This is a genomic window from Halorussus pelagicus (assembly GCF_004087835.1).
Classification (GTDB): Archaea; Halobacteriota; Halobacteria; order Halobacteriales; family Haladaptataceae; genus Halorussus; species Halorussus pelagicus.
In genome coordinates this window covers 26,408-46,365 of record NZ_CP035122.1, presented here as the reverse complement: position 1 = coordinate 46,365, position 19,958 = coordinate 26,408, and the positions used below count along the sequence as shown (strand labels likewise).

Here is a 19,958-nt window from a genome sequence, read left to right as displayed (position 1 = left end):
TAACCGATAGCACTCATTGGTTAGCAGTAGACCGAGTTTCGACTCCCGCTAACCAATGAAACCGTTGCCCGATAGCCGCTTCATTGGTTAGCGTGACACGCACCGTTTTCCACCGAGGTCGGAGACCGAGAGACAAAGAACAGCGAAAGAGTAGCAGTTCCGGGCGTTCGTCCGCTATGCGTCGGTTCCGTCGTCGGGCGCGCTGTATTCCTCCAACTCGACGCCGGTTAGCACGAGCCGCGTACTTTGCGAGGCGGCGACCTGCAGCACGCCGAGAAATGCGGTGGCGACGACCTCGGCGGTCCCGAGCGTGGGGGTTTCGAGTGTCCCGCCGTTACAGTCCCGGCAGTACACTCGTGGGAGGTTCCATTCGTCATGCCCGGCAGTCCGATACGCATAGACCGTGACGCAATGGCCGTCGTGCAAGTCCCGACCGCACCAACAGCACGTCCCCGTCGCTCCGGCAAGCCCGACCTGCAGACCACTAAGCACCTGCTCGACGTCGGTCTCGACGCGTACAGCCTCGGCGTCGCGGTCGGCGTACGCCATCTAGCGACACCTCCAACAGGCTACAGACAGTTCGCTGGCGATACGCTTTTCTTCGCGTAGGTTTGACTCGTACATGGCTTTTCGCTCCATTGGAAAGCCGTGGTCGCGGGTGTTCCAAGCACCCTCGGCCGTTCTCCGAGTAGAAGAGAACGCCCGTGTAGCCCCGGCTTTCCTAACTAGAACTATACACTTGTCTAACTTAAAACCACTGAAAGCATAACGCAAGATAGAACGCCTATACCGTGAAAAAACGACTGTTTCACACTCCCCGAACCGTACTTAAACTACGCTCGACACCGCTCACTCGTACCGGGGTAACCCTCATTCTCGAATTAGACCGCGCTAACCAATGCGGCTAGACGGAATTTGTCTTGCATTGGTTAGCGGGGTCTCGAAGACTGCTGGACGTTCCGCTCGTTTCCTTCGCGGTTTCGACGTCGTAAGCAACGACCTCGACGACCCTCGGACTGAGCGCGTGACTCGCCGCTCACGGGGTGACCCGACCGCAACCGCGCTTGCGTATCCGGTTCGAACGCCGGGCCACATCGCCACTAACCAATGACGCCGTCTACTGGCTAGCACTCATTGGTTAGCAGTAGGCCGGGTTTTGACTCCCGCTAACCAATGAAACCGTTGCCCGATAGCCGCTTCATTGGTTAGCGAGACGCGCACCATTTTCAGCGAGGTCGGATACCGAGAGAGAAAGAATAGCGATTGAGCGCGATGCTGACTAGCCGACCCTCGTCCGGCCCATTGTACTGTTCTAGCTTGACGCCCGTTAGGACCAACTACGTCGTCTGTGAGGCCGTCACCTGTCGCACGCCGGGGAAGGCAGTGGCGACGACCTTGGCCGTCCCAAGTGGGGATGTCTAGCGGAACTGCAAGAAGAATTTCCGCCATATGCGAGACCAGACTGGAATCAACACTCAGCCGACAGAAATTGAGATTGCATGAATATTGCCCAGAATCGGCTTTACGTCTTATTACTGTGTTGTTTCTCGGCAGCCGTCGTTGCTCGTTGGAGTCGGTCGGCGATGCGCTCGGGGTCTTTGACGTACGGAAGTGATTGCCGGTAGAAGCCGTACGGCGACTGGTCGACGGCCAGATCGGTCCGGTTGAGCGTGACCGTCGCTGCGTCCGTTCCGGGCGGTCCGGTCCAAAGACCTTGTTCGACCGAGACGGTTCGGATCGCCTCCAGCGGGACGCGCCACTGGACGGCGTCGAGTCGCGCGTCGTACGCGACCAACTCGTCGTCGTACAGCCGATACTCCATCGCCCCGAACGCCAACTCGAAGTGAGCGATACCCATCGACACGAAGCCCGCCACGGCCGCGACGAGCGCGACCCCGGTACCGACGACCCCTGCCGTCGGTCCGAGAGCGGACCCCGCGACGAACCCCACGACGACCACCGAGAAGAGAGCCGCGACTCGGGAGATGACGTTGAGTAGCTCCCACTCGATTCGGGGAACGACGCCGTCGAGCATCCCCGCGATTCGAACCGCGCGCTGGTCGGCCTGGAACCGCTCGACCGGTCGTCCTGACGGCATCGAAAGCTCGAACGGGTCTGCACCGGTCGGTGGCTCGTCCCGGCGCGTCTCGTAGGCGATTCGCCCGACCACGAGCAGGACTGCCACCGCGGTGAACCCGGCCGAGGGGTCGAAGTCAGCCCCCGCATGGACGGTGTCGATGCCGACCACTGGAAGCGTCATCAGAATCGGTCCAAGCCATCGCAGGCCGGGGAGAATCTGTTTAGCTGGCGGACGCTCCGAACGGACGAACTGCCGAAAGGCCCAGCCGTGCTTCACGAGGACCGCGAGACCACCGGCCGTCAGAATCCCGACCGTCGGCCACACCCGAACAGCGAACGGTGGCGCGAGGCTTGTCGCCGCCAGGCCGACAGCGACGACAGTCAGCGGTACCGCTGTGAACAGTCCGACCACGGCCGGTTTGAGGTTGTGTACCGCAATCGGTGGCAACCATCCGACCGGCTGGACGGTCCCCAGCTTCGGGGTGAAAAATCTGAACGGATTCGGGTCGCCGTTCCGGCGCATCGCCGGAGGTTCGGTCGGCGAGTTCTCCTCGCGTGGAGCCGCGACCACTGTCTGACAGAACCGCCGAGTCGTCCCACCAAGCAGGTCCATCCAGTACAGAAGTAGTACGACGTACAGCGAAAACGGATGGAGCAAGACCGCCGCGAGCGCGACAAAATCGACGGACAGCGCGGTAGCACGTCGGAAAATATTAGAAGCCATGTCTGTGAATTATTGGTGGTGCAAAAAAACCCGTCGTCAGTCGGTGCCGTTCGACTCAACAGGGGTCAATCTCGAGAATCTTCTCTGGCTTCCGATACAAACCGCTGATAGTCGTCGCTTAGTGGAGTCCCATCGCTTCGATTTGTTCTTGGTAGCGATTCCGGATCGTGACCTCCGTCACTTGGGCGACGTCGGCGACCTCGCGCTGGGTCTTTTTCTCGTTACAGAGGAGCGACGCCGCATAGATGGCCGCGGCCGCGAACCCCGTCGGTGACTTCCCCGAGAGCAGGCCTTGCTCGGCGGACTCGTCGATGATCTCGTTTGCCTTCATTTTCACTTCCTCGCCCACTCCAAGGTCGGAACTGAATCGTGGCACGTACTCTTTGGGGTCAACGGGCTTCATCTCAAGGCCGAGTTCTTGCGCGATGTATCGATACGTGCGGCCGATCTCTTTCTTTTCGACGCGAGAAACCTCGGCGACTTCGTCGAGACTCCGCGGGATACCCTCTTGGCGACAGCCAGCGTAGAGACAACTGGTCGCAATACCCTCGATGGACCGGCCACGAATCAGGTCTTCCTTGAGCGCCCGCCGATAGATGACCGACGACACCTCCCGAACCGACCGGGGGACGCCGAGCGCGGAGGCCATCCGGTCGATTTCTGAGAGGGCGAACTGCAGGTTACGCTCGCCCGCGTCCTTCGTTCGAATGCGCTCTTGCCACTTCCGAAGGCGACTCATCTGACTCCGCTTCTCCGAGGAAAGCGACCGACCATAGGCGTCCTTGTTCTTCCAGTCGATTTGGGTCGTCAGTCCCTTGTCGTGCATTGTCTGGGTCGTCGGCGCACCGACTCGACTCTTACTCTCGCGCTCACTATGATTAAACGCACGCCACTCCGGCCCACGGTCAATCACCTGGTCTTCGATCACGAGTCCACAGTTCTCACAAACGACCTCGTTACTATCACCGCTCGTAACAAGACTCCCGGAATGGCATTCAGGACACTGCTGACCCTCTCCCTCCTTCTCGGTCGTTTCTGCATCCGACGTAGATTCACGCGTCCGCTCACGCTGGCGATTTGGCCGGGCCATTAGCTTGACCCATACATAACCGTCTGCCCGTCTAATAAGTAAGGTTTTGCTTGGCAGACAGAATAAAAATACGCGTGGGTTCCGTTCTCACTTCGTCGGTAGTCGCCGTTAGCGACCGCAGACGGGTTTATTTACCTCATAGGGACTGAGGGCGTCGAGTTGGCGAAGCCTTCGAGGACGTTCATTGCCGAGCAACGCATCGACCACAGACCAGAGTGGCGGTCGTTCGAAGCTGACGAGCGCGAACACACACCATAGCTGCCAGTTACGTCCACTCAGTACCGTTCCGGTGGTTCGTTGAGTGTACTGTGATCACCAAACTCCAATTGATATTCGCTCCGGCCACAGACGCTGTTGGCGGTCTTTCTCCTAGCCTCCCCTCTCTATGTTTGTCGCTGGATGTCGCTGGAAGTGGTAGACCGACAGGTAGCCGTGGGGGTGTCACCGCCACGAGGACCCACCGTTGGGGGTGGTCTACACGTCGTCGCGGATCCAGTTCGGGGTCAACCGGGTTAGTTTGGGCGAGAGATCCGTCCCTCTCGGGGGCTACGTTGGTCCGGCCACTCCGTTATCCGGCCACCTCGTCTGTGGCCGGAGCGTCACTCTCACCGAGCGACGGTTCGCCAGGGAGGTCGGCGTCGTCGGTTAACACGACGACGTTCTCCTTGTAGCTGAGACCGTCCGCGGTACGTTTCTTCTGGGTGGTAATCAGCCGGTGTTTGCTCAGTTCACGCATGGCGTCGAGGGTGCGCCGGGCGAGTTCTTGGGCGTAGTTTTTCGAGACACCTTCTTCGTTGGCGCGAATCCAATCGGCGAGGTCCAAGGACTTCATGTAGACGCGCCACCCGCTGCTGCCGGTCGTCCAGAGTTGATACCGGTCGGGATTGTCGCGTTCTCGCCACGCTTTCGCGGCAAGCTCGTCGGTTTGCGGTTGGTGACGCTCGCAAGCATTTCGTCGTCATAGCGCGCAAGGCGTTGGAGCGGGAGAAGGTCGGTCGTGGAGTGCGCGACCGCGCCGCCGCGTTCGAGCGCGTCCTCTTCGCCGGGCAGTCGGGCGTCAGTTCGGCGCTTCGAGACCTTGGGTATTGGTCCATCGGCGCGGCCGGGGGTGGCGAGTTTCCCCACGAGTTCCATATCAAGGAGGAACCGTGAGCCGCGACGACCTCGTAGTCCACGACGTAGTGCCGGATAGCGATTCAACGGAGGTAGAGACGGAGTGAGCGAACCAGATTCTCCGACGCGAGTGGTCAAAACAGACGGTCGGTCGGCGGTCGTCTCGCGGCCGCTCCCGGTCGTGACTGTCGAAGAGCCGAACGCGAGGCGTGGGGCCGACGACTTGCAGAATCCCGGCGTCGGCGTCGATACGCTCGCCGAGGCGGTGCAGTCGAAGACGAACACGCTCGCTCGCGGGCTTCGCGGGCACGCCGAAGAGACGGTCTGTACGTGTGGGTGGAAGCCGACGAACGACAGGTTCAGCCACGACGACGGGTGTCCTGCGGAAGACGAGTGGCTTCCTGTGGAACCGGAGGGGTTGTCGTGGTAGCTACGCTTACAAATAGTGGAAGACGGTAGCGGATTAGTTTTTGCTAACGAAGGTCGTGTCTGCGTCGGACCAGTTTCCGTTCGCTATCCAGTGACGTTTGTAGTCGTAGGAGTCATAGATGCCCCAGTAGAGGCCATCGGACCGCTCTTCGTAAGCAGAAACGGCGACCGTATGTGGTCCGTATTCGGGATAGCCACTTTCTTCGGGAGAGCCGCCATCTGCCATCGTGAGCAGTGCCGGTTTGAAGTCGTAAAGGGATTGCTTCAAGTCGTGCGGAGAGTAATCGTACTGCGTGTTCGCCGAGTAGCTGTGCTGTCCGTTGGAGTATTCTTCGATTCCCGGAGCGATCTCACTGAGGGTTGTGTAAATGTCGTCGCCGGTATCCATGCGGTAGTGCATCCGGTCAATGAGTTCGTTTCTGGCGTCCCAGTCGTATTGACCAAGGCCCTCGTAGTAACCAATAACATTTGCACCTGCGTATGGCGCACAGCCATCGTAGTCGCCCCAGTAGTCGTCAGCATTCCCGAGGTAGTCGGGGTAGTAGTTATTACCCTTTACGTCACTCTTTCCTGCCTCATAATCTTGGGCGTAGCGAGGCATTCCATCGATAGCGACCGTACCGGGGAGCGAGGACGTTGAGACGGAATCTTGCGTTTCAACGGTACCGCTACTCTTGGACTCCGATGTGAGCCGGTCCCATCGAGAGTTTGCTGACGGGGTGTCAAAGTTTAGGTTCGATATGGGGGCTGAGTCAGGAAGCGGCTTAACGTAGCGGCCGCCAAGCTGGACGGCTTCTCGACCTTCAAGTTCGTAGTTGTAGGAGACGCCGCCCCGATAGAGCAGTCGGCCGGTTGGCTTTCGACCTTTCTTTTGAGCGATCTGTTTTGCATTGCTAACTCGCTGTTGGGGTGGCGTCGCGCGACTGTATTCGAGAATGGGGTTGTTAGACCGCTTTGCAGAGGCCGTTATATACCCGAGGTTGGTTCCGTTCTTGGTAATCGGGAAGACGTATGCTGATTTCTCGTATTTTGGAACTGGGTTAGTTCGGGTGTGCGTGTAGAACGTTTCCGGTTGGGAGAGTGATGCGGTAGCCCAGTCGCTGAATTCATCTCTCTTCGATAGTTGTTGTCGTTTCCGCTCAACGGCTTTTTTTGCAAGCCCTTTGGGAACACTCTGAGACTGGGTGGATTTGGCACTCGCCGTACTGACGCTCCCCAATCCAGCAAGGGTTGTACCTGCGACACTGAGGTGTTTGATTACTGTTCGACGACTAGCCTCGTGGCAATCATCTGCCATATAAGAAAATTACCACACCACATTATAAATCTATCTTACTTTTATTTTTATAATAATACATTACTGGGTTCTGGCGATTGTGAAATATTTCGTATGCATTAGATTAAAATATAGTCAATGCAACGCTTTTGCTTGGAGATGAGACGGAGGACCCGACTCCGGTGGAAATAGATGGTCTGGAACTATATTTCGGAGAAAATCAAAGAAGATGAGCAGGCAAGAAAACGCGCTACATTCGGTCTCGTAGTATCTACAGCCATGCTTGGAATTATTGCTGGATTTGCACTTACTTCAACCGGTGTCTTGAGACCCGATACGCTGCACGGGAAGGACAACCTTCCTGAAGATGAATTGGCAATACAGGGGGGGTATGCGAATGTATCAGCGAATAATTCCATAGACCGTGTGCGTCTAATCGTTACAAAAGGTAGTGAGTCCGTGGACTTCTCGGGAGTATCTGTAACGTGGCATGGGGTAAATGTGTCCACCTCGTTAGTAAGTGCGCCCGTTGAGGATATCGGCTCTGCCAAGTCCTCGATAAAGCAAAGCGAACGATTCGAAGTTGCGTCAGTCCACGACCAAGATAGTTCCTTCCCGGTCCTAAACGAGGAGAGTGATCGGTTTGAACTGGTATTCCATGTGGACGCAATAGAGGGGACACCGATCAAGAGTGGCCAAATAGTGACGCTTGAGTTTACACTACCGGACCGGTCTATCGTCGCTTATACAGTGGAGCTACCGACTTCGTTAGATGGAAAATCGACCGTCAAAGTGTAATCAGCGAGATTAGCTTTTATCAGCGACTCGAAATGCCCTCATACTTCTAAGTTACGTAGAAAGAGGGCCTCATAGAATCCATCTCATACCGTAATGACTGTGCTTCCCGGATTGTCTCCGCGTTTGTAGTTGGTGACGGAGACGACGAGTCGAAGGCAAAGCGCGAGGAACACCTGTGCTCGTGCTCACCCATTCGGGCCGGAGTAGCTCCCGTTCTCAGTTATGCCGCGCTAACCAATATGGCTAGACGGAATCTGTCTTGCATTGGTTAGCGTGGTCTCGGAGCCTGCTGGATGGTCTGCTCGTGGACTTCGGTCTTGACGTCGTCGGCAACGTCCCCGACGACGCCCGGACTAAGCATACCGCGGTCCTTGATCTTGGCGCGCTCCGTGTCCCGGCGAAGCGCAATTTCGCGCCGCGAGGTCCGCGATACGGGGAACTGTTGCGCCTCGCCACATGGCGACTAACTAATGTCGCCCGCTACTGGGGAGTAGTCATTGGTTAGCCGCAGACCGCATCTTGACTTTCCGCTCGAGCATTCGCGTGGTCGTCTAGGTGCGAAAAATCCGGTTGCACCAGCAATACCGCTACCCAATGGAACCACTGCCCGGAAACCTAATGATTAGTTAGCGTGAGACGCATCCTCTCAGCCGTTTTCAGCGAGGTCGTCGGTCTCGACGTGGACCACCTCCACCTCGATGACGCCGACCCCTACGTGTTCGTCCCCGCCGGGATTCAGAAGGGCGGCGAGACCTACGCCCGCGACACGCCAATCGAACTCCAGTCGTCGCTCGGCACTGCACGAGTCCTGCGCTATTACCTGCGCGACTGCTGGAAGGACACGACCGCGCTGTTCCCCTCCCGGTCCTCCTCGAGGCTCACGACCGACGTGCTCCGGAACGTCGTCCAGAAGTTCGCCGTCGAGGCCGAGGTCGAACCGTACCGCACCGAGAACAACGTACAGGTCGGCCCGGAACACGTCTCGCCGCACTTGCTTCGCCACTCGCTGTTCTACCGCGAGTTCGTCGAGAACGAGCGCCGACTCAAAGGGGTCTCTCTCCGGCTCCGGCATCGGCGACTCTCGACGACCGAGAAGTTCTACGCGAACCTGATTCGAGCATAAACGAAGTAGAAATATTTAATGATAACAGTTAGACTTCTAATTGGTGTAAGCCGAAAACAGGTTGTTCCGATACAGACAAACACTATTCATGACCGAATTATCGTCCCCGAACCGTCGAGTCCTCCTCGGAGCCGTAGTTGGTGTACTCGGAGCTGGATGTACAGGATATTTCGATGATGGGCCAAATTGCCCATTCGGTGTGACCGACCCAGATGATTCAGTAAAAGCCGTCGAGCAGTTCTCCGGCGGTGTCACAACTAGCAATCAACGAGAAAACGGAAGCTGTCGCCGATCGACGTCTACGGTCTGTGTACAATCGTCGATTCAACTGAATCCCGACCAAATCGATCGAGTGGAGGGCCGAACTGCAGATGGCGAGGTCGTTGTCGAGAAAACGGCGAATGAAACAGAGGTGTACCTCGAACTGGCCGAACTGTCGCAAGGCGAGACGGGAAACTACACTGTCCACTTCATCCGTGACGGCGAGTCAATCGCACACGGGAGTATAGACGTCGACTGTCGGACCGGATGAGAAGAGAGCAGCCAACTGTTCTTTGCCGTCAGGGTGTGTGAGACCCGGCCATCAGTCGGCGGCCTCTAGATCGGGTCCGAAATCGGCGTGACGAGATTGTTTGAGACGAGAGTCGAAAGGAGTAAGCTCACCGTCAAGGACAATGACTCTGAACACGCCGCGGCCGACGTGTTTGAGTTTGACGTGAAGGTCCCTGCGGACGTTTCCCTCGTCGTCGAGACCATCGAACTCTAGGTACTGTCTAGTTACGCGAAACCGGCAGACAGTGGTACGATGAACTCGCGGAAGGCGCGTGGAATTAGTGTCTGATAACTGTAATAGGGTCGAGATGCGATGAGCGGCGTGAATTCGCCGGTCTTACTCAACACCTCGACAAAGCTGCAGGAATCGCACCGTTTGATACCGGCCAAAGAGGCGCTGTATCGCCAGTCTATTCGAGAACTGCGCAACTAGACAGTGCCGACCGCCGGGCACTGTCTAGTTTACCTCCTTGACCGGCGTTTTTCCATCGAGTGCTTGATGCGGCCGCTAACGGTTGTAGTAATGCAAGAATTGTTCAACTCACTCGTGGACGCTCGCCCGACTGCCCACCCATGAGTTGTGGAAGCGGTCGATCCGGTTTTGAGTGTGTGAAACCATTTTTCGATAAGGTTTTGATCAGTGTAGTCGAGGTGACCGCTCAATCCGATTCGAAAGAGGGCAGTCAGATAGCCGTAGCCATCGACGAGAAACGTTGCGTCCGAGAAATCATGTTTCTCGGCGAGTCGATGCAGAAACCGACAAAATTGCTGTTGTTTCTCGAAGCGAACAGCCTGTTTCGTGGAGGCGGACAGCGAACGCCCTGACGGGCGTCGCCGTCCGCTCATCCTCCCAAGCTTCTTCTAAATCCGTCTCTAAGTTCTGTTTGAGCAGGTCTGCGAGCATCTTTAGCCAAGAAACTCCACGACCTGCTCGTTCCTCAAACTGCCTCAACTAGACAGTGCCTTCCAGCTGGAACCCTTTGAGAGTCGTTCAGAGGATTTCTCACTCATCTCAGGAGAACACGCAACTATCTAAGGTTTTAATTCTATTTAAGTATTTTTTGTAAAGATTTAATGCCGAAGTATGTAGCTTTTAACGTCCTGTTTTCGGGGACTGATTCAATAGGTTCCGTCTGAAAACCTCCGTCATCAAGACGGCAATCTAAAATAAACTTCTTCAGATCTTCTTTCATTTTCCAATTATATTCAATTATGTTAAGAATTGCTATAGAGTAATATGTGCTTAATAGATTTGGCTCCGATACGAGAGAGTTGCTTTCAAGATATGCATAACCCGACGAATTGATTCGTGACTGTCTTATCCAAGGTACTACGCTTGATTCAATTTTATTATTTTTATTTATAATATCTAAGCTAGCAACAGCAAAGAATGTAGACCTTTGGGTGGGTTTGTTTCCGTAACCGCCACTTTCGTTATGCATTTTGCAGATAAAGTCTAAAATAGCCTCTTTTTCATCACTATTAATGGCATAGTCATATTTATTGGCTAGCTTCAAAGAATAATATAACTCTGGTAACTCAATATTTCCTGAAATTATATATTCTCTGATGTTTTCTCTTAGGTCTGAAGTAGATAAAATATTGACTTCTTCAGAAAGAATTGTGAGTAGTTTGTAAAGAGATTCGAATCCCCCGACTATTTCTTCAATATTTGCCATAATTCTATCGGGTATTTTCGCAGGATGATAAGATTTTTCTAGTAAAGCCAGTAGATCAATAGCGTAGTAAGTTGACTCAAAATGCGGGTATGAAATGATAGTCGGTAAATAACCACCAGAAGTCATTCTGTGCTCCTGAACAAATGATCGGAGAGAGTCAGTATCAATATCCGCATCTATCTTCGATGACAGAGATGAAAAAACGGAAGTCCCATGAGGATCCGAGTAGTCTGCATTTTCCATAAAATTCATTCCTCCATCAGACAGTTGCGCATTTTCCAATTTCTCTTGGAGATCAATCGCCAAATCGCTTGGTTGTAAAGTTGTGTGCTCTAATATTAAATTTAGATGTTCAAGAATCGGTGCCGGAAGGTGAGGCTTAACCTTCAGTACGGCATTTATCCGTTTATTCACCATCTCTTTCCAATTTGTATATTGATTCAGATCAGAAACGCTATATCCGACTTCATGAAGTATGGCTACAACAAGAGCCGCTCGACCCAGACTTTCAACTTCAAGAGATTGATTTTGCCATATTTCTTCAAGCCGCCTTCTCGTACAATCTGCAACGGAGACATCATTTAATTTCGATGATATGCTTGCCGCGTAATATGTTGCAATTAAACTTCCTTCACCGTCTCTAGATGACCCTTCACGAGATACTTTAAATTGGTATAAGCCATTTGAAGTAGAAAACTTATTAATTTTGTTTTGTATGTTGTTAATTCCTGATACTCCATCTTTTTTCATGTCTAGAATATTTATTGCATTATAGTAATCACGGAGAGCTACTTCTTTTTGTGAAGATAGTGTTTGGTATCTACATTTTTGGAAATCTTTTTTTAGGGCAGAAGCTACTTCTTCAGTCAACTTTTCAGATGGTATAATAGTACCCAGGTTCTGAGACACTAACAAGAAATGATACGTAGAGTACAAATCTGGTCTGTGAGTTTGGAAGTCACTATGCCAGCCGTGTTCTTTTCTTGTTGAGTGAATTGCTTCTACCTCTTTCTGGAATTTCGATGTATCAAAAGAGTACATTGATTTAGGAAATGCAGGCCGTATTCGTCTTGTTTCTACGAAATCGTGAGCTGTTCAGTGATAGTGTGTGCAGTAGTATCAACAACTAACGTCATTGAGTCTGATTGCGTTGCGTTATACAGAGCGAACGCGTCACTTGCTTCGACACCCTTGTAAGAGTGTTCAGCTTTGAATCCGTCGAACGTATTAGTGTATTGCAGTTTTGTGTCCGAGACGAACCCGAATCTTCCGCCGCTCACGTCAATACTTGGAGACACACCACCGATTGAAAACGAAGATTTAATAGTTACTTTTGGGGTGGTCGGAGGGTTCTTTGCTTCTCTTCCTTCAGTGTAACTTCCTACACATAGCGTCGAACCTGAGCCACGGTATTTTGCAGTTACTCCACTGGAGTAAGAACCGCTCATGTCACTTGACAATGCCATGTTATACGTTCCTCCGTCTTGTTCGATCTCCCCACGCGTACTGTCAGATTTTTCCGCTAGTGTTCGAATCTGACCTTTGTCACGCATTTCCACCTGCTCCGGGGCTTTGCGACCGACAGCAGCAGCCTCCTTGTCAGTATCTATTTCAATAGTTTCGCCATTATGGGAAACTTCCACCGTTCCATCATTATCTTTTGAGGATTCATTTCTCTTGCCACTAGATTTTCCTTGAGAATTGTTACGAGATGCACTAGCAGCACCGGGAAGAAGCAGAGTCAATCCCGTCGCACCCACTCCACTAAGGAACTTTCGGCGTTTAGATTGCTGGTTGTTTGAGCTTGATTCATCATCGGTAACCACTTTGGAGGATTTATTCTCCATGACAAGTCCTTGTTATACTAACTACTTAATCTTTTCTAATCCGTATTATTTATACTAGAATTAACGAATATAGAGTATACTTGATCTATTAAAAATATAATAAATGCAGGTAATATCGTTGAAGCTCCTGTAATTTGAAGGCCGGTCCATTTTATCCACCCCTCATAACCACAATATTATCGAACAATACTATTCTTGAATACATATATAAATATGATAATAATCTCAAAAGCTACTAGTTTAATTATAATTCTAAAGTAAAATGCAACTACAATAGATATTATAAATATAGAAGAAGCTACAATTAACGGAGAGTGTGAGCCATATTTCTTTGATTCAATATAAATAAAAATAGATATTAATCCTTGTACAATCAAAAATATAGGAGTTCCAATACCGATGGCTGGCATATTTATGTGTTAGAACTGGTGTTATAAATACTTGATGATTTAGTATTAATCCTATTTTATATTTGTTATAATACATTTATTTGACGGCGTGTTTCTATTGCGTGATCCTTATACTACTAGTATGATAATATTTACAACCTGAGATATTAGCCGACTCCGGGCACGAGCTGACGACAGTCGGAGCGCCCGCGATGAGAAGAACCCCGACAAACTCGCCAAAGGCGACCTCCTCAAAGTCGAGTACGACTCCGTGAACGGCGAGTAGGCACAAACGCTCTCGAGGACCGTTGACGACGTAGATCAGACGACCGACGGCGGCGACGCCGACCACAAGACCGACGGTGGCCACGACGTCGCCGTGCCCCGCGGGTCGGCTGGCATCATCGACGCGATGGTTGCGGACGCGGACGCCGACCCTGATGAGGTGTCCGAGACGGACCTGAAACTCCTCGTCCAGCGCGATGAGCTACTTGAACGCACTCGTCTACGCTTCCACAGTCACGGAACTCTACCACACTCGACTGAACCAGACGATTAGCTTTCTCCACGAGCCTCACGAGCGCCGATACAGTCTAAGTCTCGACATCGCAGAGATCTTCAAGCCACTCCTCACTGACCGACTCTTGCTCTCGCTCACGCGACAGAGCCAGCTACAGCCAGCAGATTTCGAGGAGGAAGGCCGAGCGGTCTTGTTGACCGACGACGGGAAGCGTCTGCTCCGGCATTCGTTTGACGAGCGGTTATCAGAGACGCGGAAGCATCCGGGTATCGGGCGGTCGATTTCGTGGCGTCGTTGGATTCGCACCGAGTGCTATCAGGTGTCGAAGCACGTTCTCGGACTCAAAGAGTATAGTCCGACGACGGTGCGGTAGAATGTTCGTCGTAATCGTCTACGACGTGCAGGCCGAGAGAACCCAAAAAATCTGTAATTATCTCCGGCGGTGGCTCGACTGGCGGCAGAATAGCGTCTTCGATGGCCGTCTCACACAGAGTGAGTACGAGCGCGTCCTGACGTGGCTTCGGGCTTTCGTCAAGAACGGCGAACGGGTCCTCGTGTATACGACGACGAGAGAAGACTCGCTGGAGATCGAAGAGATTGGAGAAACACGCGACGAAACGCGGTTTCTGTAGAGTTGACGAGTGTGACTGTAAGGGGATTTAAGTCAGTATGCAGAATGTCGGGGGTGTACGTTAGTTCGAGCAAATTTTCGTGAAACCGGCGGTGAGAGACTGATACTGGTTGTTGATACGAGAGACTCTCTGGAAGGTACACACGACCGAATAGGCGAATGCTTTTGTGCCCCACCTACGACTGCAAACATGGTAGGTCGTAATCGGACCGAAGCCGGATTGAAAGTCTGCGGCGCGGCAGAACTCTACCGGGATTGGGAACGTCGTAATCGGACCGAGGCCGGATTGAAAGTTCGAGACCATCCGGGTGACGCCTGCCTCAACCGTCGTAATCGGACCGAAGCTGGATTGAAAGGGGCGACCACGGCGCACCTATCGACGCCGCGCGTGAGTCAAACGCGGACCGCCTCGACATCTACGTCTACGACCCCACGGCAGTCAAGGAACTCGGGTTCTGCCACGAGGGCAAAGGGCAGGCGGTGGACAATGCTGAATACTACGTACTCGACCTTTCAAAAGAAGAGTAACCCCACGGTCGCTCCGTTTCCGCTGTTCTCGTCCGCCTTCACCACCTTGACTACCAACTTCTACTGCTAACCCGCCGATTTCTCCCGCGAGACGCTCCAGAAACCCGGTTCTGCTCATCCAAAGTCGCGTCTACTGCCGCAAGATTCCATATAGCTAGATACGATTTATCAGATGAGTCTGAATCCTAATTCATCTGTTTCCGGCACTTTCAGGCATTCAATCGCCAGATATACTCTCTAGACAGTACACTTGTGATTAGCGCAGGAATCACAAGTAGATTTTAGTGGGTCCACGCCCTCGGCGAAGCATGAAACCGCCGAATCACTCAGCACTCGCCTTCTCAGCTGCGAAGCCCCCGGATTCAGCGGTCAAAACCAACTATGCCCACGCTACTCGACACGCGCTCCGAGCGTCACTCTCCCACGGCCGTCGTGTACCGCCATCGAGACTGTCACGCTCCCCACGTCGGCGGTGGTCGCTGTGTCTAACCGCAACCATGACGCACTCGATGAGCCGCTCGACGACTACCTGATCGACAAGTCCAAGGGCAACGATTCGGGGAACTACCGGCGGAACGCCAAGCGCGTCCTCGAAAGATGGAAAGACTGGACCAGCGACGAACGCTCGACGTACACGTTCACGGCGCTCGACGTGGACGACCTCGAAGCCTACGCCCGCCACTTGAAGCGGCGCACAAACGAATCTGACGGCCTCGCAGCGTCCTCGGCACGGAAGTATTTCGACTATGTACGAGCCTACCTCTCGTGGTGCCAGCGACGCGAGTACCTAACCGATAACCCGGCCGCGAAGGCCCGGCCGACCGACGCGCTCCCGGATGACGACCAGCGGAGCGAACATAGCCAGCAACTCTGGTCGCCTGCTCAACGGAATGCCATCATGGAGTTCGTGAACGAACGTGCCTACGAGGCGATAGACGAGCAGGGCGGGGACGCGCTCGCCGAGGCGCGCGACCGCGCGTTCGTCGCAACCATCGCCTACTCGGGCGTCCGTGGCGGCGAAATCCTCCGAGACCGGAACGACGACCGCCGCGACGGCGTTCGCTGGAAGGACGTAGACCTTGACGCCGGGACGATGCACGTCCTCGAAAAAGGGTCCCAAGAGTACCGGAAGACGGGCGTGCCGAAGCAAGCTGTCTCGGCGCTTGACCGCTGGCAGACGGTTTTCGACCCGCCGAGCGAGGAGTGGCCGGTCTTCCCGACGCTCCACGCGCCTTCGCTCGCGTCGGCCGTTGAAGACGCTCTCGACGCCGCGGGTAACGACGAGTCCGAAATCGAGGCGATGCGAGGCGACGCGACCGCGCTCGAACTCTGCTACGCCGAAGACATCGCTCCGCCCGCGCTCACGACGGCGGGCGGCCGAAGCCTCATGAAGCGCCTCTCGAAGGCCGCCGACGTGCCCGACCTCGACACCGACGACGGGGAGTATTTGGAACTCCACGGTGGTCGGCGCGGCGCTGGCGACACGCTCGTCCGCGAGAAGGGCTGGGAGCAGGCCCAGAAGCACCTCTTGCACGCCGACCCGAAGACGACGATGGAAGCGTATTCGCACATCTCGGCCGAGGAGACCGCCGAGGAGGCTGGGGAGGCATTTGATGAAGCCGATCAATGACTATTCATCATCACTGCCCTAGCCGCCAGCTATACCCTCGAAATTATACATAGCTTTTAATACCCAGTATGTGCTTTCTAAAATTATGGCTCCGTGGATACTCAGGACAGCACTCGCTATTCTTGGGACTGTGATAGCCCTATCTTTTGCAGCAGCTAACCATTTAATAGTAGTTGGTGTGATACTTGCCACCATAATATCAACTTTATACGACTACAAAGATGATATCAAGAAGAATCTCCAACTTAGTCGAAAGCCACTACTCATAGTAATTGGCGGTGCCGTAGTATTCCATATAATTGCATCCTACTTTGACCACTCTAATTACTCTGCTCCTATTCTCATCCTAGCAATATTAGTCGGAGCTATAATCTACTATCAAAACTCAAAAACGGCGAAGCTGACCGAGATGTAGGAAATAACAAATTTCTATATGGGGCTACCTGCGAACTAAAGTGCTTGTAGTGATGTCAACAGGGGAGTGATTGGCGGGTTGAGTACATTTCGAACTCGGTTGCCCACTCAGAAGCTGTATTCGTGATTTCAGCCGTCCAATCGAAGGTCCCATCCGGCTTCATCGTCATGCTAATTTCGTGCTGAGTCCGATTAGTAGTGCTGTCATTGTATGTTGTGAGCTGTGCGTACGATTCACTGTAGTAATTGTCTCCAGAACTGTCTCGATTCTTCCAGCCATTCCCCTCTAGAGTCCACCCGGAGACATCGTAGGCCTTCCAATTGGTACAGTAATCGCCGTCCCAGTTCCCTACGTTACCGCCAGAGGCGGACCAATCATACACTTGGCGATGATGAGCTTGATCACTTAAGTAGAGATCTTCGTTGGTTCCTGTGCGAGTGTGGACACCTCCTTCGTAATCCTCTGTCAGGTCAGAACCACTGTCTGAGTCCATTGAGGAGAGAGTACCGTCTGTACCACTCGAACATCCTTCATTACCGTCCTTCGACACTTTTTGCTTCTGACTTGGAACAACCTCAATCGCTAGAGGCCCGTCACCATTTGGTCCGATTCCGGACCGAACTTGGAATCGTGTGACACCAGTCTTCGAGACTTGGTTCGTGCCTGAGACCGAATAGGACATTTCGCCAGTATTATACTTTTCCACGACAATGGAATCAAGCTTGTGAAGCCCGGAGATACCGGTGTCGAACTTCTTAACCCCGGAGTGGCTTTTTGAAAGACTTTCAATGTTACTTGAACTAAGCGATTTGTCTCCGGAATTATCAGGAATTTTGATCGAGACCTTATCTACTACCTCTTTGCTCTGCGTTTGTGCCGCGCTGACGCCAGTGAGACTTCCAAAGGTGGCCATCGAGAGGGCGCTATTCTTTAGGACTGTACGACGAGTAGGGGTTCGATTTTCTTCGGACATCGCAAATGGTTGTTTGAACATACATATAATAAATCTATATAAAAAACAGTAGAATAAAAACTTATTACTGATGCAACTATTATGCCATGTCCAAAAACGAGCGAGGCAGTCAAGAATGCCGACCTCTTTCCCCTCGCAGTCCGAGACCGGGCACATCGTCGCCGACACGGTACGGTCACGTTTCCGGTCACTCGCCGACGAGGCAGACGTACAGGTTCTCGGCGAGCGCCCAAAGCCCCACATGGCCCGCCGATTCTGGTACACGGCCTACCAGCAAGCCACCGCGGGCCTGCTCGACCGACTCGAAGACATCGCTGAAGACCAAGGGAGCGCATCGGCCGAGGTCGTCGCACAGAACTACCTCTCGGACGAAGAGGTCCGACAGGCCCGTCGAGATGCGATGCGTGAGAAGTTGGCCGAAGCGTTCGAGAACGCAGACCGATAGGTCTCGTCTCTTCTACTTTTATTTCGCGCTCCGAAAAATTCAGCGTCGCGCTTAGACTTCGACTTCGTCGTCGTCCACGTCCACGGAGCGGTACGTGGACCGTCTCGACCCCGAGCAGTATGTGAATCGGGACGTACCGCTTCCGGGCGTCGATTACGGCTTCGCGGCCGGAGGGGCGTAGCCATGCTGGTGGAGTACATCGTCGGCGACGCGCTCGATGAACTCCGGTCGATGGACGCCGAGAGCGCGTCGGTCGTCCACCTCGATGATGCGTGGGCGCGGCCGATGCGGAACGGTGCGTTCGGCGTCAAGTACGATACGCACGCCTTCTCGGAAGACGACGACCACTTCGAGGACCACGATACTGGCCTGACGACCGCGGCGCTCGTCGGCGAGATTCACCGTGTCCTTCGGCCCGGTAGCCTGCTCGTCGCGGACACCGACGACTGGCTGTTGGGGCGGCTGTTAGACTACATCTCAAGCGAGTGGGGTGAACGCCAGTACGCGCTCGGGCAGGTGACGGCACTCTCCTCGGACAGCACGCCAGACTGCTCGACGCCGGGAATGTACCTCTCGACCGGCGGATACACGATGGTCCTCGCGTGGAAAGCGGCCTGTCCGGTCAGGCAGAGTCCACTGAACGTGCCCTGTCAACGCCAGCGCGACAACTGGGGCTGGTCGTCGGCGAAGTCACTCGCGCCGTATCGGGCCGTCTTGGAGACGTTCGACCTGCCGAGCAACGAGGTTGTAGTCCCGTGCGCCGGGACCGCGCCGATGGCGGTCGCCGCCGAACTGATTTGTAACAAGTACGAGGTGGTCTGTATCGACGTTGCGGAGGACGCGGGCGAGGCGTACGAACGACGGCGAACGGATGAGTTGAACGGCCAGCGGTCGCTCGGATTGTATTAAACCGGTATTCAAGATTTTGTAGGAGCGAATATCCAGTTGCAGCCGCTCAATTTATTATGGACCATCTATTATGATGTTTTTCCATGTCGAGGGAGAGAGACTTCGAGCGGTCCGCGAAAGACGATGCACCAACACAACGCGAATACCGAGACCTTCTCCGCGCCGCCAAGCGGTTAGATGGCGAGGATGAACTCAGATACACATTCATCACTCGCACAATGGGGGAACTAGGACTCCGCGCAGGCGAGGTCAGCCACATGCGACGGGACTGGATAGACCTTGAGCGTGGGCGAATCGAGATTCCAGCACACGACCCGTGCGACCACGGCCGCGACGGAGGGGTCTGTGGCTACTGTCGGTCACAAGCGAAGCAGGCAGTGAGCTACCGACCGGATGAACTAACGCTCGAAGGGGAACTTCAGCGCCGCTGGAAACCGAAATTAGACGCGTCGAACCGAAGCGTTATATACAATTTCGATGATTCGCTCTTCGACCTGTTCGATGTGTTCTTCCATCGCCACGAACGATTCCCGTGGTGCAGGTCGGCGTTCAACTGCTGGGTGAACGACCTCGCCGAGGAGAGCGACCTGATAGACGACAAGGATGAAATCTATCCTCATGCCCTACGCGGCTACGCCGCGCGGCGATTCGTCAAAAAGGGAATGCGAGCGCACACGCTTCGCCGACACATGGGGTGGGGAAGCGTCGAGGCGGCCTTAGACTATATCCGGATGGAAGCCGACGATATCGAAAATGAACTCACTCGAATCTTCGACTCGAACGGCAAATATTGAATTGGACTAGGGCG

The 19,958-nt window shown here is 53.9% G+C and carries 20 protein-coding genes and 2 pseudogenes; 12 read left to right on the top strand and 10 right to left on the bottom strand.

Annotated elements, in window-relative coordinates:
• Positions 1-174: 174 nt before the first annotated feature.
• From EP007_RS17180 to EP007_RS17165, 4 genes are all read right to left on the bottom strand, one after another.
• Positions 175-549, bottom strand: coding sequence for a hypothetical protein (locus EP007_RS17180; RefSeq protein ID WP_128478995.1), 375 nt, complete (start codon positions 547-549; stop codon positions 175-177).
• Between the two features lie 973 nt (positions 550-1,522).
• Positions 1,523-2,803 (bottom strand): hypothetical protein, encoded by a 1,281-nt coding sequence (locus EP007_RS17175; RefSeq protein ID WP_128478994.1) that lies wholly within the window; start codon positions 2,801-2,803, stop codon positions 1,523-1,525.
• Between the two features lie 118 nt (positions 2,804-2,921).
• On the bottom strand, positions 2,922-3,893 hold the full coding sequence (locus EP007_RS17170) for a transcription initiation factor IIB (RefSeq protein WP_128478993.1): 972 nt from the start codon (positions 3,891-3,893) through the stop codon (positions 2,922-2,924).
• Positions 3,894-4,461: 568 nt separating this feature from the next.
• Positions 4,462-4,725: a hypothetical protein gene (locus EP007_RS17165; protein WP_128478992.1), complete on the bottom strand. Its 264-nt coding sequence runs from the start codon at positions 4,723-4,725 to the stop codon at positions 4,462-4,464.
• A gap of 170 nt (positions 4,726-4,895) precedes the next feature.
• On the opposite strand from EP007_RS17165, the gene EP007_RS17730 reads away from it, so the two are divergent.
• Positions 4,896-5,045, top strand: coding sequence for a hypothetical protein (locus EP007_RS17730; RefSeq protein WP_166035710.1), 150 nt, complete (start codon positions 4,896-4,898; stop codon positions 5,043-5,045).
• A 64-nt stretch (positions 5,046-5,109) separates the two neighbouring features.
• Positions 5,110-5,436 (top strand): hypothetical protein, encoded by a 327-nt coding sequence (locus EP007_RS17160; RefSeq protein ID WP_128478991.1) that lies wholly within the window; start codon positions 5,110-5,112, stop codon positions 5,434-5,436.
• Between the two features lie 33 nt (positions 5,437-5,469).
• Here EP007_RS17160 and EP007_RS17155 read toward each other — a convergent pair whose 3' ends face one another.
• On the bottom strand, positions 5,470-6,732 hold the full coding sequence (locus EP007_RS17155; protein WP_128478990.1) for a hypothetical protein: 1,263 nt from the start codon (positions 6,730-6,732) through the stop codon (positions 5,470-5,472).
• A 171-nt stretch (positions 6,733-6,903) separates the two neighbouring features.
• Here EP007_RS17155 and EP007_RS17150 point away from each other — a divergent pair, with 171 nt between their 5' ends.
• Complete coding sequence (locus EP007_RS17150; RefSeq protein ID WP_128478989.1) at positions 6,904-7,509, top strand: hypothetical protein; 606 nt, start codon at positions 6,904-6,906, stop codon at positions 7,507-7,509.
• Between the two features lie 83 nt (positions 7,510-7,592).
• Here the strand turns inward: EP007_RS17150 and EP007_RS17145 are convergent.
• Positions 7,593-7,694 (bottom strand): annotated as a pseudogene (locus tag EP007_RS17145) (IS5/IS1182 family transposase); the annotation flags it as partial.
• 446 nt (positions 7,695-8,140) lie between these two features.
• On the opposite strand from EP007_RS17145, the gene EP007_RS17140 reads away from it, so the two are divergent.
• Both EP007_RS17140 and EP007_RS17135 read left to right on the top strand, forming a co-directional pair.
• Positions 8,141-8,632 carry a tyrosine-type recombinase/integrase gene (locus EP007_RS17140; RefSeq protein WP_128478988.1) on the top strand — a complete coding sequence of 164 codons (492 nt, stop codon included), beginning with the start codon at positions 8,141-8,143 and terminating at the stop codon, positions 8,630-8,632.
• Between the two features lie 199 nt (positions 8,633-8,831).
• The gene (locus tag EP007_RS17135) at positions 8,832-9,164 is read left to right on the top strand and encodes a hypothetical protein (protein ID WP_128478987.1); all 333 of its coding nucleotides are present in this window, start codon (positions 8,832-8,834) and stop codon (positions 9,162-9,164) included.
• A gap of 528 nt (positions 9,165-9,692) precedes the next feature.
• Here the strand turns inward: EP007_RS17135 and EP007_RS17130 are convergent.
• The 3 genes and pseudogenes from EP007_RS17130 to EP007_RS17120 form a co-directional block, all read right to left on the bottom strand.
• A pseudogene (locus tag EP007_RS17130) lies at positions 9,693-10,088 on the bottom strand (hypothetical protein).
• Between the two features lie 142 nt (positions 10,089-10,230).
• On the bottom strand, positions 10,231-11,772 hold the full coding sequence (locus EP007_RS17125) for a prenyltransferase/squalene oxidase repeat-containing protein (protein WP_166035708.1): 1,542 nt from the start codon (positions 11,770-11,772) through the stop codon (positions 10,231-10,233).
• Positions 11,773-11,939: 167 nt separating this feature from the next.
• Positions 11,940-12,710 carry a hypothetical protein gene (locus tag EP007_RS17120; RefSeq protein ID WP_128478985.1) on the bottom strand — a complete coding sequence of 257 codons (771 nt, stop codon included), beginning with the start codon at positions 12,708-12,710 and terminating at the stop codon, positions 11,940-11,942.
• 871 nt (positions 12,711-13,581) lie between these two features.
• Between EP007_RS17120 and cas1 the strand changes: the two genes are divergently transcribed.
• The 4 genes from cas1 to EP007_RS17095 all read left to right on the top strand — a co-directional run bounded on the left by cas1 (position 13,582) and on the right by EP007_RS17095 (position 16,823).
• Complete coding sequence (gene cas1, locus EP007_RS17110; protein ID WP_128478983.1) at positions 13,582-13,992, top strand: CRISPR-associated endonuclease Cas1; 411 nt, start codon at positions 13,582-13,584, stop codon at positions 13,990-13,992.
• A 1-nt stretch (position 13,993) separates the two neighbouring features.
• On the top strand, positions 13,994-14,251 hold the full coding sequence (gene cas2, locus EP007_RS17105) for a CRISPR-associated endonuclease Cas2 (RefSeq protein WP_128478982.1): 258 nt from the start codon (positions 13,994-13,996) through the stop codon (positions 14,249-14,251).
• Positions 14,252-15,259: 1,008 nt separating this feature from the next.
• A complete protein-coding gene (locus EP007_RS17100) occupies positions 15,260-16,408 on the top strand; it encodes a tyrosine-type recombinase/integrase (protein WP_128478981.1) in 1,149 nt (382 codons plus the stop codon).
• Between the two features lie 85 nt (positions 16,409-16,493).
• The gene (locus tag EP007_RS17095; protein WP_128478980.1) at positions 16,494-16,823 is read left to right on the top strand and encodes a hypothetical protein; all 330 of its coding nucleotides are present in this window, start codon (positions 16,494-16,496) and stop codon (positions 16,821-16,823) included.
• Between the two features lie 55 nt (positions 16,824-16,878).
• Here EP007_RS17095 and EP007_RS17090 read toward each other — a convergent pair whose 3' ends face one another.
• Entirely contained in the window at positions 16,879-17,796 is a 918-nt protein-coding gene (locus EP007_RS17090; RefSeq protein ID WP_128478979.1) for a hypothetical protein, read from the bottom strand.
• A gap of 115 nt (positions 17,797-17,911) precedes the next feature.
• Between EP007_RS17090 and EP007_RS17085 the strand changes: the two genes are divergently transcribed.
• The 3 genes from EP007_RS17085 (at position 17,912) to EP007_RS17075 (ending at position 19,944) form a co-directional block, all read left to right on the top strand.
• On the top strand, positions 17,912-18,241 hold the full coding sequence (locus EP007_RS17085; RefSeq protein WP_128478978.1) for a hypothetical protein: 330 nt from the start codon (positions 17,912-17,914) through the stop codon (positions 18,239-18,241).
• Between the two features lie 183 nt (positions 18,242-18,424).
• Positions 18,425-19,150 carry a hypothetical protein gene (locus EP007_RS17080; RefSeq protein WP_128478977.1) on the top strand — a complete coding sequence of 242 codons (726 nt, stop codon included), beginning with the start codon at positions 18,425-18,427 and terminating at the stop codon, positions 19,148-19,150.
• An 83-nt stretch (positions 19,151-19,233) separates the two neighbouring features.
• Positions 19,234-19,944 (top strand): site-specific integrase, encoded by a 711-nt coding sequence (locus EP007_RS17075; protein WP_128478976.1) that lies wholly within the window; start codon positions 19,234-19,236, stop codon positions 19,942-19,944.
• Positions 19,945-19,958: the final 14 nt, after the last annotated feature.